We start from the raw sequence: 12,891 nt of genomic DNA on the forward strand, positions 1-12,891 counted from the left end.
CCGAATTCAACTACCGGATCGCCGACGCGAACTCGGCGCATATCTTCGTCGGCGTGCAGATCCGCAACCGCAGCGAACCGGCGCAGATCGCCGACGCATTCGAAGCGCACGGCTTCGCGACCGTCGATCTGACCTTCGACGAACTGTCGAAGCAGCACATCCGCTACATGGTCGGCGGCCGCTCGCCGCTCGCGCGCGACGAAAGACTGTTCCGTTTCGAGTTTCCCGAGCGTCCGGGCGCGCTGATGAAATTCCTGTCGTCGATGGCGCCGAACTGGAACATCAGCCTGTTCCACTACCGCAACCAGGGCGCGGACTACAGCTCGATTCTGGTCGGCATTCAGGTGCCCGAGAGCGACCATGCAGCGTTCGAGCGCTTCATCGAAACGCTCGGCTATCCGTGCTGGGAAGAAACGAAAAACCCGGTCTACCGACTGTTTCTCGGCTAGTCGAAGCTCGTTTTGCGGGTCGGGGTTTACCTGAGGGGGCGCCGCGCCGGCAAAACGAGCCGGGTGTCGCCCAAATCGCCGGAATACCCCGCCAGTCTTGCGTTTGCGGCCGATTCGGCCGCGCTGCACCCGCTCCCGCCTTACACCTTCTATCGCGCAGCGCGATACGGCCTATCCGCCATATCGCATTGCGGGATAGGTGTCACGATCGTCACACTGAGCGCAAATTTCATCACCGCATTCAGGAGACATCTATGCGCACCCAAGTTGGCATCATCGGTGCCGGGCCTGCTGGCCTGTTTCTTTCCCATCTGCTTCATCTGCGCGGTATCGACTCGGTCGTGCTCGAAACGCGCACCCGCGATCAGATCGAATCGACAATTCGCGCCGGCGTGCTCGAGCAGGGCACGATGGACCTGCTGACACAAACCGGTGTCGGCGAACGCATGAAGGCCGAAGGCGCGCTCCATCACGGCTTCGAACTCGCGTTCGAAGGCAAGCGCCGCCGCATCGATCTGACCGACCTCACCGGTCAGGCGATCACGGTTTATGCCCAGCACGAAGTGATCAAGGATCTCGTCGCGGCGCGCGTCGCCGCGGGCGCCGAACTGCGTTTCGGCGTGTCGGACACGTCGGTGCACGGCATCGATACCGATAAGCCGTCGATCCGCTATCGCCACGATGGCGCGGAGCACGAACTGCAATGTGATTTCGTGATCGGCTGCGATGGTTCGCAAGGCGTATCGCGTCAGGCGATTCCGCAAGCGCTGCGCAAGGATTTCGAGCGGGTCTATCCGTTTGGCTGGTTCGGCATTCTGTGCGAAGGCCCGCCGTCGTCGGACGAACTGATCTACGCGCGCCACGAGCGCGGCTTCGCGCTGATCAGCACGCGCTCGCCGAACGTGCAGCGTATGTACTTCCAGTGCGATCCGAAGGACTCGGTCGACAATTGGTCCGACGATCGCATCTGGGCCGAGTTGCATGCGCGCGCCGATTCGGACGAAGGTCACAAGATCATCGACGGCAAGATCTTCCAGAAGAATATCGTCGGTATGCGTAGCTTCGTGTCGACGACGATGCAGTACGGCCGCCTGTTCCTCGCTGGCGACGCCGCGCATATCGTGCCGCCGACCGGCGCGAAGGGCCTGAACCTCGCGGTCGCCGACGTGAACGTGCTCAGCAAGGCGCTCGACGCGTTCTACAAGGAAAACCGCACCGATCTGCTCGACCGTTATAGCGAAACCGCGCTCAAGCGCATCTGGCGCGCCGAGCACTTCTCGTACTGGATGACCAGCATGCTGCATCGTATCGAAGGCGCATCGCCTTTCGAGCAGCAGTTGCAGGTTGCCGAGCTCGAATACGTCACAACGTCGCGCACGGCCGCGACGGTACTGGCGGAGAACTACGTCGGCGCGGCCGGCGCGCAGATGCAGGTGAATCTGTAAACGCCACCGCAAGCACCGCGTGGTCATCGGGATCGCTAATTGATCGACAGATCCCGATGCGCGGCCGCCTGAAACTCCTTGGGCGTGACTCCGGTCTGCTTGCGGAAATAGCGGCTGAAATAGGCCGCATCTTCGAAACCGAGCGCATGCGCGATCTGTTTGATGCTCGAACCCGAGTACACCAGGTCGCGCTGCGCCTCGCGTATCAACTGGTCGTTGACGAGCGACAACGGCGAATGGCCAAGCTCCTCACGACAGATGCGGCCCAGTTGCGCCGCGGTCACCCCCAATTTTTCCGCGTAAAAATCGATTGGCAGATGCTCGCGCACGTGCGCGGCGATCAGTTCGCGTAGCCGTTTGATCTGCGCGGCGCGCCGGTCATTGACGGTCGCACCCGTGCTCGACACGGCATCGGTCAGACGGGCGACCTGCACAAAAAGTGCAATCATCAGCGACATGCCCGCGGCGATATGGCCGCGCGCGCTGCCGCGAAACTCCTGCTCAAGCAAACCGAACAACGGCATCAACGTGCGCTCGCCGATAGCGGACCGCACGGGAATCAGCGCGGGCCGTTGCAGCACTGGCACGAGGCCCGGCGACACCGCTTTCGAAATCGACTCCAACGCGCGCTGCGCGGCGGTGATCACGAGCCCGTCGATTTCCGGCGAAAACACGAAACCATGCACCGTTTGCGCCGGAAGCAGGATCAGGCATGGCGCTTCGATCGCGAGTTTTTCGCTTTCGATCAGCACGTGGCCCGAACCGCTGCGGATATAGAGAATCTGCAGCAACGCATCGTGCCGGTGCGCGGCGATATGCCAGGCGTTCGGACGACTGCGCTCGACGATCCATTCGAAATTGAAGGCGTCGTACCACGGCGGCCGCGCGGACTCTCCGTACAGATCGTAGTTAGGGATATTCCTCATGCGGTTTTGTCTCCTATGTTCGAATTGTCCTGCGATGCGCCGCCTTTGTCCAATTTCGTCCCGAAGCGCGTGGCTATACTTTTTTCCATCGAAGACGCAGCCGAATGATCCAGTTTGGGGAAGTCAATGCGCGTTCGCGGCGACCGTGAACCTGGAGATCTGGAGGGCTAAGCAAATGGATCAGCGGGAAGACTGGCGCGACGCACACGTTAACGCGCGACACTGGATCGCGATGAGCAGAGGTGCCGTGACGTCGCGCAAGCGTTGAACCCGAGCGGCGTCGAAGCGCTGACGCTGGCCTGCGATATCGGCGGCATCGAAAGCGTGCGCGGCGCGGTATCGAATGTCGAAGCGCGCCTTGGCATCGCCGATGTGCTCGTGAACGACGCGGGTCTGCTGCGGCGTGGCGGCATCGAAGAGATCGGACTCGATGCATGGAACGCGATGCTGCGCGTGAATCTGACCGGCTACATGCTGTGCTCGCAGCAATTCGGTCAACGCATGTTGAAGCGCGGCACTGGCGCGCTCGTGCATGTCGCGTCGGTGCGCCGTCAACCTCGGCTCGATTGGGGGCTTGCCGGCACTCCGCCGCGCAACGCATACGGCGCGGCCAAGACCGGGATCGTCGCGATGACGGGTTCGCTCGCCTGTGAATGCGCGCGCGACCGCATTCGTCCAAGCGCTGGAACGTCCCGAAGAAATCGCCAACGCGACCGGCTTTCTCGTTCGGACGCAGCCAGCTATATCACGGGCACGGTGCTGAGCGTCGAGGGCCCAGGCGACCAGGCAATTCGAACAACAAGAAAAACACCTCTTCATCTCAAGGAGACATAGCAATGACCAGGCAAAAAGGAGCACGCACATGAGCCGCTCCGAACGCAGTGTAGATGTGCAGGCCTTTATCGATGGACAGCGTTTCTCGCCGTTTCAATGGACGATTCTGGTGCTGTGCTTTCTGGTCGTCGCGGCCGATGGTTTCGATACCGCCGCGGTCGGCTTTATCGCGCCGTCGCTCGTGCAGCAGTGGGGCATCGCGCGCAGTGCGCTCGGCCCGGTGATGAGCGCGGCGCTGGTGGGACTCGGCATCGGCGCACTCGCGGCCGGCCCGTTCGCGGACCGGATCGGACGCAAGACGGTGCTGGTGCTGTCGGTGTTCTTCTTCGGCGTGTGGAGTTTCGCGGCGGCCCGCGCGACGTCGATCGAATCGTTGACCGTGCTGCGCTTTTTCACCGGCCTCGGTCTCGGCGCGGCGATGCCCAACGCGGTCACGCTGATGTCCGAGTACGCACCCGCGCGGATTCGCGCGGTCGCGGTCAATGCGATGTTCTGCGGTTTTTCAGGCGGGCTTGCGCTCGGTGGCTTCGCGTCCGCATGGCTGATTCCGCATTTCGGCTGGCCGAGCGTGCTGGTCGCGGGCGGCGTCGGCCCGATCGTGCTGAGCGTGCTGCTGATCCTGATGCTGCCCGAATCGGCGCAATTCCTCGCGGTGCGCAAGCGGGCAGATCAACGGATCGCGCGAATCCTGCAACGCATCGCGCCCCACGAGCGCTTCGACGGATGCCGCTTTTTCGCGGTCGACGTGCGCCGCAATGGCGGCGACGCGCGCTCGCAGTGGGCGCTCGCGATCATCCTGTCGAAGCGCTACCGCTTCGGCACGCTGATGCTGTGGCTCGCCTACTTCATGGGGCTGCTGATTTATTACCTGCTGACCAACTGGCTGCCGACGCTGTTCAAGGACACCGGCTTCTCCGGTGAAAAGGCCGCGTTGATGACGTCGCTGTTTCCGCTCGGCGGCATCCTCGGCAATCTCTGCGTCGGCTGGGTGATGGATCGCTTCGCCGGCCATCGCGTGATCGCGTTCACCTATGTCCTCGTTGGCGCGCTCGTGTTGCTGGTCGGGCGGGGCGTCGGTCATCAGGTCTGGCTCGGCACGCTGATCTTCCTGACCGGCACGGTCGCGACCAGCGCGGTCACGTCGATGTCGGCGCTCGCGGCGAGCTTCTACCCGACCCGGGCGCGCGCGACGGGCGTGGCATGGATGCTGGGAATCGGCCGGGTCGGCGGCGTGGCGGGGGCGCTCGTCGGCGCGGCGTTGATGGGGCTCGGCTGGCAGTTCGGCGCGGTGTTCAGCCTGCTCGCGGTGCCGGCCGTGATCGCGGCGGGTGGGGTGGTGCTGATGATGCGGTGCGAGCCGCTCGACCACGCATCGGTCGATGACAACGTCGGCGCCATCGCGATCGAGTGAAGTGTGGCCTCGGGCGTGCCGCAACGCTCGAACAACGCGCGACCTCAGGTCGCGCGCAGCAACGCCATTTCGTTGTGCAGCAGCGCGAGCAATTCGTCGTCGGTCGGCCGCGTGCCCCAGTGGCGCGCGCCGGCCACCGACGCGATCGCTATCCACGAATGCGGTGGGAACCATTCGCGCACCAGCGTGCCGTCCTGGCGCAGGCACAGCTGGCCGGTCAGCTCGCTGTATTCGGCGCAGATGTGCGCACCGTCGACCTGTGCGCTTACTCGTCTCGGATCATTGCGTAGCACGTCGTCGCTCCTGTCGAAGGGGTGGCGCGAATGCAAGCGCGGCATGGTGGCGCGATGGACGCCACCGGCCTTCTATCAATGGTCATGCCCGTGACCGTGCCAGCCGTTGTCGTGCCAGTCGCGATGCGGGCCGCGTGCATCGCGCCATTCGTCGTGACGACGTTCCCACTCGCGACGCTCCCAATAGCGACGACCATCGTAGTAGCGATCGCCGTACCAGCCCGGCGCGATCACGACCGCCGGCGGCGGAGGCGCATACACGGGCGCGGGCTGCACATACACCGGCGGGGGCGGCGGAGCCTCGACGATGGCGGGCGCGACGGCGATGCCCGGCACACCGATATTCACGCCGACATCGACGTGCGCGAAAGCGGCCGTTGATGCGCCGATCGCGAGACCCGCGACGACGCTCAACGATACCCAGCGGTTGCGTGAAAGACTCATGATTGTTCTCTGTTGTGTGGATGTCTGTGATGGAGTGGCGAGCCGGACGCGCACCTACTGCGCGTGATGGCCCGATCAATAGCGTCCGTAGTAGTGGTCGTGATGCGGATGATCGCCGCCAGGGACGACGATGCAGCCGCTCAACGCGCCGCCGAGCGTGGCGGCAAGAATGACCAATGCGAGGATTTTTTTCATGACGTTGCTCTCTGAAATCTGTGATGCGCGTGCCTGTCGTGTGAAGCGTTTCATCTGAACCGCTTCCGTTTGAACCGAACTCTACTGAGCGGCGCGATTACCGATGTGTTTGTGTGTAACAGGACGTGTCGACTGGAGGTCGCATCGATATGGTCATGCGAGTGCGATGAACGAGGAGGGGCCGTGCCGGGGGTTAGCTGTCGAAATGCCGGGCAATGCTCAGGCGTGCGGGCAAACCCTTGAAGGGGTTATGAAAAAAACTGCATTCGATGGCAGACGATGCATCGATGTGGAGCGAAGATTCGGCGCATCGATTGCTGAAAAAAGAAGCGAATCGAATTTCGCCTGATCCATGCCGCGCAGATACATTCGGTTGCAGACTGGGTTATCGGGCTCGCCGTGCGCTCGTGCGAGCACGATGAAAAGACGCCACACCTGTAGCGTCATCAGGCTGTCTCGAGTTGCGGTGGAGTGGGTAGAAACGCATCGCGCGCGGCGCGCGTGCGCAACTTACTGCGCGGCTACTGCGCGGCCGCGGGCTCCTGGGCGGTCGCCTCGCGATAGCCGAGCCGCGTCGAAATCGCGAGGCCGGCTTCTTTGAGCAGCGCGACGTAATGCTGCTTCGTATCGGCGCCGCAGCGCATCGTCGGAAACGAAATCGACAGACCGGCGATCACGCGGCCGAAGCGGTCGAATACCGGCACCGCGATACATTGCAGGCCTTCTTCCTGCTCCTCGTTGTCCTCGCCGTAGCCCTGCTCACGTACGTGCGGCAGGATGCTCAACACCGCTTCCGCGCAGGTCAAGGTTTTTTGCGTCGACTTGCGGAATTCGATGTGCGAGAGCACCTCCCGCGCGTCGGCCGGGTCCATCCATGCGAGCAGCACCTTGCCGATCGCCGTGCTATGCAGCGGATTGCGCCGGCCGATCCGCGACTGCATGCGCAGCCCGTAGTCGGCATCGATCTTGTGGATGTAGATGATCGCGTCGTCGTCGAATGCGCCGAGGTGCACCGCTTCGCGCGTCATCTGGCCGATGCGGCGCATGTCGACGTCGGCCTCGCGCACCAGATCGACACTCTCGAGCGCTTTCGCGCCGAGCTCGAATAGACGGATCGTCAGCCGATAGCGCTCGGTTTCGACTTCCTGGGTCACGTAGCCGAGCGCCTTCAGCGTTTGAATCACTCGATGCACGGTGGTCTTGGACATGCCGAGCCGTTGCGATAGCTCGCTGATGCCGATCTGCCCGGTCTCGCCGATCGCGCCGAGGATCGCGAACACGCGCCCGATCGACGACGCGGATTCGCCTCGCTCACCGCTGTCCGCGTCGAGCGACGCTGCGTCGGCGGGTTCCTTGCGGGCTTTGCCGCGCGTATTCCTCGCCGTGTTCCTGTCTGTTCCGGTTGCCGCCATGTCCGTCATCCCTGTCTGTGCCAAGCCGCCGCTGCCGCATCGAGCCGATGCTTACCCGGCGCGAGAGCATAGCGCGTCGCGCGCGCTCATGGCGAACTCGTGCTGTCGCTAGCGCGCGAGCCAGCCGCCATCCACCGCCAGTGTATGCCCATGCACGTAGTCCGACGCCGACGAGGCGAGGAAAACCACCGGCCCCGCGAGATCGTCGGGCACGCCCCAGCGGCCGGCCGGAATGCGCCCGAGAATTTCTTCGTTGCGCTGTGCGTCGTCACGCAACGCGGCGGTGTTCGCGGTCGCCATATAGCCGGGCGCGATCGCGTTCACGTTGATGCGCCGCGCGGCCCATTCGTTGGCGAGCAGTCGCGTGAGACCGAGCACGCCGCTTTTCGACGCGGTGTACGACGCGACGCGAATACCGCCCTGGAACGACAGCATCGACGCGACGTTGATGATCTTGCCGCCGCCTTGCTGCCGCACGAACTGACGCGCGGCGGACTGCGACAGGAAGAACAGGCTCTTCAGGTTCACGTCCATGACCGCGTCCCAGTCGTCTGCGCCGAACTCGAGCGCATCTTCGCGGCGGATGATGCCCGCGTTGTTGACGAGCACGTCGATGCGGCCGAACGCTTCCACCGCGGCTCGCACGATGTCGTCGACCGATGAGGTCGACGCGAGATCGGCGCGCACGTCGGCGAAGCGGCGTCCGAGCGCCTCGACGCGCGCGGCGGTCGTGCCCGCGTTAGCGCGACTGACGCCGACGATGTCGCAGCCGGCCGCGGCGAGCGCGACGGCCATGCCGGCGCCGAGGCCGGTGTTGCTGCCGGTCACGATAGCGACCTTGCCGGTCAGATCGAAAGTGTTCATTGTGGTCGGGCTCATGTTCGCTCAGCGCAGTTCGCGAACCGCGAGATGGTCCATGTCGCCGAACACCTGGTTCTCGCCGACCATGCCCCAGATGAACGTGTACGCGCGCGTGCCGACACCCGAATGAATCGACCAGCTCGGCGAGATCACCGCCTGCTCGTTGCGCACGACGATATGCCGTGTTTCGTGCGGCTCGCCCATCATGTGGAAGACGGCGGCGTCGTCGGCGACGTTGAAGTAGAAATACACCTCCATGCGGCGCTCGTGCGTGTGGCAGGGCATTGTGTTCCACAGGCTGCCCGGTTCGAGCTTGGTCATGCCCATCGACAGCTGGCAGGTCGGCAGCACGTCGGGGACGATGAACTTGTAGATGGTGCGGCGGTTGCTCGTGGCCGGATCGCCGAGGGTTTCGGGCGAGGCCTGGTCGAGCGAGATCGTGCGGGTTGGATAGCTGGTGTGCGCGGGCGCGCAGTTCAGATAGAACTTCGCCGGCTGGTTGGCGTCGGCGCTGCCGAACGCGACCGCTTGCGCGCCCTTGCCGATATAGATCGCCTCTTCGCGGCGCACCGTGTAACGCGTGCCGTCGACATCGACCCAGCCGTCGCCGCCGATGTTGATTGCGCCGAGTTCACGCCGCTCGAGCAGATAGTTGACGCCGATCGCCTTGCCGAGCGAGCCCGGTACTTCGACCGCCCGCTCGACCGGCCACACGCCACCGACGATGATCCGGTCGATATGGCTATACGTGAGTCTCAACGCATCGCGCTCGAAGATCTGCTCGACCAGAAACTCGCGACGCAGCCCGGTGGTGTCGAGCGTCTTCGCGTATTCGCTGTTGATGGCCTGTCTCACGTCCATTGATCGTTCTCCTGTCGGTATGCGGGGCGCGGCGCCGCCTTGTGCCCGAGACTGTAACGCAGAATCGTGATTTCGGAACACTGGTCCGAAAATTTTTCGGCGAACGATTGCTGCTGGCAACGCGTCGTGCGAACGACCGGGTAAACGATAGTCAGGTTTAAGAAATAAAACGGAACGGCGTTCCTTTCATGATGCTATATTGCGCCGGACAGGGAGAGCCCGGCGTAGACCGGGACACCAACGCGGGTCATTAACCCGATAACGGGACGTCACCGTCCATGGAGGAGGCATGAAGATCAAGAAGGCCATCGACCGCATTCCAGGCGGCCTGATGCTGGTGCCGCTGCTGCTCGGCGCCTGTGTGCACACGTTCGCGCCCGGCGCGGGCAAATATCTGGGCTCGTTTACCAACGGCCTGATAACCGGCACCGTGCCGATTCTCGCGGTATGGTTCTTCTGCATGGGCGCGACGATCGACCTGCGCGCAACCGGCACCGTGCTGCGCAAGTCGGGCACGCTGCTCGCCACCAAGATGCTGGTCGCGTGGATCGTCACGCTGATCGCCGCGCGCTTCATTCCGATCGACGGCATCAAGACCGGCCTGTTCGCGGGGCTGTCGTTGCTCGCGATCACCACCTCGATGGACATGACCAACGGCGGTCTGTACGCGGCCGTGATGCAACAGTACGGCACGAAGGAAGAGGCGGGCGCGTTCGTGCTGATGTCGGTCGAATCGGGGCCGCTGATCAGCATGATCATTCTGGGTGCCACGGGTGTCGCGTTCTTCGAGCCGCGGCTGTTCGTCGGCGCGGTGCTGCCGTTTCTGATCGGCTTTGCGCTCGGCAACTTCGATAGCGAACTGCGCGAGCTGTTCGGCCGCTGCGTGCATCCGCTGATTCCGTTTTTCGGCTTTGCGCTCGGCAACGGCATCGATCTGAACGTGATCGTCACGAGCGGCTTGCCTGGCATCGTGCTGGGGCTCGGCGTGATCGTCGTGACCGGCGTGCCGCTGATTCTGGCCGATCGCTGGATCGCCGGCGGCAATGGCGCGGCGGGGCTCGCGGCGTCGTCGACGGCGGGGGCCGCGGTCGCGAATCCGGCGATCATCGCCGACATGATTCCGAGCTTCAAACCGCTGGTGCCGGCCGCGACCGCGATGGTCGCCACCGCTTGCCTCGTGACCGCGATTCTGGTGCCGATCCTCACGGCGCTGTGGGTGCGCCGGCATCAGGCGCGCGGCACACTGCGCGAGGAGTTCGCCACCGCGACCCAGGCGGCGCCGCTCAATGAGCAGCGCGATGCGCATGTTTGAATGAGTCGGTAGCAAGAAGCCGGCGCGCCGATCAGCGCGCCAGCTTCGCTTCGAGCATCGTCTTCACGGCGGGCCATTCGTCGTCGATGATGCTAAAGCGCACCGAGTTGCGCTTGCGTCCATCGGGCATGATCCGCTCGTGCCGCACGATACCTTCCTGTTTCGCACCGATGCGCAGGATCGCCGCGCGCGATCTGTCGTTGAGCTCGTCGGTCGTGAACTGCACGCGCACGCAGTGCATCACGTCGAACGCGTGGCACAGCAGCAGATACTTCGCCTCGGTGTTCACGACCGAGCGCTGCGCCGATGCGGCAAGCCAGGTATGGCCGATTTCGAGCTTGCGGTTCGCGCGATCGATCTTCCAGAACCGCGTGCTGCCGACGATGCGGCCGGCGCCGTCATTCCTGTCATCCTCGTCACGCCGCACGATCACGAACGGCATCATCTTGCCATCCGCGCGGCCGGCGAGCGCCCTGGCAATATACGCATCGATCGTCGCCGGGCCCGGCACGACGGTCAGCTTCGTGTTCCACAGTTGCCCGTCAGCGGCGGCGTCGACGAGCGCCTGCGCGTGGTCCTCGCGCAGCGGCCGCAGCTCGACGAACGAGCCGCTCAGCGTGGGCTGCATCGATTCGGTGGAGATATCGTTCATGGCAATAAAAAAGGTCCGCGAGCGGAAAACTCGTGGACCTGGCAGATCGGTTGATCCGTGCTGTGAAACGACGCGGCCGGCAAACTCGCGGCGCCGTTCCCCGAAGCGCGTGATCAGCGCGATTAAACCGACATCACCGTGACAGCCTTGGTGACGAGGTAGGCTTCCATCGCCTCCGGGCCGCCTTCCGAGCCGTAGCCGGAATCCTTGACACCGCCGAACGGCATTTCCGGCGTCGGCGTGGCAGGCTGGTTGATCCACAGCATGCCGACTTCCATGCGCTGCGACAGCAGATGCACGTTGGCGAACGACTTCGTATACGCGTAGCCGGCGAGGCCGTACGGCAGACGGTTCGCTTCGGCGATCGCTTCTTCGAGCTTGTCGAAGCCGCGGATCGCGGCGACCGGCCCGAACGGCTCGTTGTTGAACACGTCGGCTTCGAGCGGCACGTCGGTCAGCACGGTGGCCGCGAAGAAGTTGCCTTCGGTGCCGACGCGCTCGCCGCCCGTCGCGACCTTCGCGCCGGTCTTGCGGGCATCGTCGACGACCTTGGCCATCGCGCTCAGACGGCGCGCGTTGGCGAGCGGCCCGAGCGTCGTGCCTTCGGCGAGACCGTCGCCGAGCTTCAGGCTTTCAGCATGCTTGACGAGCGCCGCGGCGAACTCTTCGCGGATGCTGTTGTGCACGAGAAAACGCGTGGGCGAGATGCAGACCTGGCCCGCGTTGCGGAACTTCGCGGCGCCGGCTGCCTTGACCGCGAGCGCGACGTCGGCGTCTTCCGCGACGATCACCGGCGCGTGGCCGCCGAGTTCCATCGTCGCGCGCTTCATGTGCGAGCCGGCCAGCGCGGCGAGCTGCTTGCCGACCGGCGTCGAGCCCGTGAACGTGACCTTGCGGATGACCGGATGCGGGATCAGGTAGCTCGAGATTTCAGCCGGATCGCCGAACACGAGGCCGACCGTGCCGGGCGGCACGCCGGCTTCGACGAACGCTTGCAGCAACGCCGCCGGCGATGCCGGGGTTTCTTCCGGTGCCTTCACGAGGAACGAGCAGCCGCAGGCGAGCGACGCCGACAGCTTGCGCACGACCTGGTTGACCGGGAAGTTCCACGGCGTGAACGCGGCGACCGGTCCGATCGGCTCCTTCAGCACCTGCGATTGCGCGGCGAGGTTGCGCGACGGCACGATGCGGCCATACACGCGGCGGCCTTCGTCCGCGAACCATTCGATGATGTCCGCGGCGGCCAGCACTTCGACACGCGCCTCGGCGAACGGCTTGCCCTGTTCCTGCGTCATCAGGCGGCCGATGTCGGAGGCGCGCTCGCGCACGAGGGCGGCGGCCTTGCGCATGATGGTGGCTCGCTCGTTGGCCGGCACCTTGCGCCAGGCTTCGAAGCCACGCTGCGCGGCTTCGAGCGCGCGGTCCAGGTCGGGGATGCCGGCATGCGCGACCTTGCCGATGGCCTGGCCGGTCGCGGGGTTGATCACGTCGAGGGTCTTGCCGCTGGCGGCGTCACACCATTCGCCGTTGATCAGAAGACGGGTATCGGTATAGCTCGAGATGGCCATGCTGGGTTCCTGTGAGAGGGAAAACAACTGGCCGCGCGGTCGTGCGGCACGAGGCGACACACCTACGCGGCCATGAATAAATTGCCGATACCAATTATCTTATCTGATTGCGGGCAATCGCACCGGCCGCGGACCGTCGGCGCTCGCACGTGGCATGCGGCTTGCTGAGGCTTGGCACCGGCGCGACTTTGCGGGTCACGCCGGGGCGCCGCGTCAGCGCTGCGTGAA

At 64.4% G+C, this 12,891-nt stretch carries 13 protein-coding genes and 1 pseudogene; 5 read left to right on the top strand and 9 right to left on the bottom strand.

Annotation, left to right across the window (positions count from 1 at the left end):
- Nucleotides 1-449, top strand: a pseudogene (locus tag GCT19_RS34080) (threonine ammonia-lyase, biosynthetic); the annotation flags it as partial.
- 254 nt (nt 450-703) lie between these two features.
- The gene (locus GCT19_RS34085) at nt 704-1,894 is read left to right on the top strand and encodes a 4-hydroxybenzoate 3-monooxygenase (RefSeq protein WP_152854396.1); all 1,191 of its coding nucleotides are present in this window, start codon (nt 704-706) and stop codon (nt 1,892-1,894) included.
- A gap of 35 nt (nt 1,895-1,929) precedes the next feature.
- Here GCT19_RS34085 and GCT19_RS34090 read toward each other — a convergent pair whose 3' ends face one another.
- Nucleotides 1,930-2,820, bottom strand: coding sequence for a helix-turn-helix domain-containing protein (locus GCT19_RS34090; RefSeq protein WP_013089583.1), 891 nt, complete (start codon nt 2,818-2,820; stop codon nt 1,930-1,932).
- A 264-nt stretch (nt 2,821-3,084) separates the two neighbouring features.
- On the opposite strand from GCT19_RS34090, the gene GCT19_RS34095 reads away from it, so the two are divergent.
- Both GCT19_RS34095 and GCT19_RS34100 read left to right on the top strand, forming a co-directional pair.
- Nucleotides 3,085-3,654 carry an SDR family NAD(P)-dependent oxidoreductase gene (locus tag GCT19_RS34095; protein ID WP_265334640.1) on the top strand — a complete coding sequence of 190 codons (570 nt, stop codon included), beginning with the start codon at nt 3,085-3,087 and terminating at the stop codon, nt 3,652-3,654.
- Nucleotides 3,655-3,682: 28 nt separating this feature from the next.
- Nucleotides 3,683-5,065, top strand: coding sequence for an MFS transporter (locus GCT19_RS34100; protein WP_018434636.1), 1,383 nt, complete (start codon nt 3,683-3,685; stop codon nt 5,063-5,065).
- A 44-nt stretch (nt 5,066-5,109) separates the two neighbouring features.
- On the opposite strand, the gene GCT19_RS34105 is transcribed toward GCT19_RS34100, so the two are convergent.
- From GCT19_RS34105 to kduI, 6 genes are all read right to left on the bottom strand, one after another.
- Nucleotides 5,110-5,358 carry a hypothetical protein gene (locus tag GCT19_RS34105; RefSeq protein WP_026228520.1) on the bottom strand — a complete coding sequence of 83 codons (249 nt, stop codon included), beginning with the start codon at nt 5,356-5,358 and terminating at the stop codon, nt 5,110-5,112.
- Nucleotides 5,359-5,433: 75 nt separating this feature from the next.
- Complete coding sequence (locus GCT19_RS34110) at nt 5,434-5,802, bottom strand: hypothetical protein (protein WP_152854398.1); 369 nt, start codon at nt 5,800-5,802, stop codon at nt 5,434-5,436.
- Nucleotides 5,803-6,216: 414 nt separating this feature from the next.
- Nucleotides 6,217-6,444, bottom strand: a complete 228-nt coding sequence (locus GCT19_RS34115; protein ID WP_152854399.1) for a hypothetical protein — start codon at nt 6,442-6,444, stop codon at nt 6,217-6,219.
- 74 nt (nt 6,445-6,518) lie between these two features.
- Nucleotides 6,519-7,409: a DNA-binding transcriptional regulator KdgR gene (kdgR, locus tag GCT19_RS34120; RefSeq protein ID WP_375791973.1), complete on the bottom strand. Its 891-nt coding sequence runs from the start codon at nt 7,407-7,409 to the stop codon at nt 6,519-6,521.
- Nucleotides 7,410-7,517: 108 nt separating this feature from the next.
- Nucleotides 7,518-8,288 carry a 2-dehydro-3-deoxy-D-gluconate 5-dehydrogenase KduD gene (kduD, locus tag GCT19_RS34125; protein WP_152854400.1) on the bottom strand — a complete coding sequence of 257 codons (771 nt, stop codon included), beginning with the start codon at nt 8,286-8,288 and terminating at the stop codon, nt 7,518-7,520.
- 6 nt (nt 8,289-8,294) lie between these two features.
- The gene (gene kduI / locus GCT19_RS34130) at nt 8,295-9,131 is read right to left on the bottom strand and encodes a 5-dehydro-4-deoxy-D-glucuronate isomerase (RefSeq protein WP_152854401.1); all 837 of its coding nucleotides are present in this window, start codon (nt 9,129-9,131) and stop codon (nt 8,295-8,297) included.
- A gap of 289 nt (nt 9,132-9,420) precedes the next feature.
- On the opposite strand from kduI, the gene kdgT reads away from it, so the two are divergent.
- On the top strand, nt 9,421-10,443 hold the full coding sequence (kdgT, locus tag GCT19_RS34135; protein ID WP_013089575.1) for a 2-keto-3-deoxygluconate transporter: 1,023 nt from the start codon (nt 9,421-9,423) through the stop codon (nt 10,441-10,443).
- Between the two features lie 31 nt (nt 10,444-10,474).
- Here the strand turns inward: kdgT and GCT19_RS34140 are convergent, their stop codons facing one another.
- A complete protein-coding gene (locus GCT19_RS34140) occupies nt 10,475-11,095 on the bottom strand; it encodes a GNAT family N-acetyltransferase (protein ID WP_152854402.1) in 621 nt (206 codons plus the stop codon).
- A 122-nt stretch (nt 11,096-11,217) separates the two neighbouring features.
- Nucleotides 11,218-12,663: an NAD-dependent succinate-semialdehyde dehydrogenase gene (locus GCT19_RS34145; RefSeq protein WP_018434628.1), complete on the bottom strand. Its 1,446-nt coding sequence runs from the start codon at nt 12,661-12,663 to the stop codon at nt 11,218-11,220.
- Nucleotides 12,664-12,891 lie beyond the last annotated feature (228 nt).

The organism is Paraburkholderia atlantica (assembly GCF_009362785.1).
Classification (GTDB): domain Bacteria; phylum Pseudomonadota; class Gammaproteobacteria; order Burkholderiales; family Burkholderiaceae; genus Paraburkholderia; species Paraburkholderia atlantica.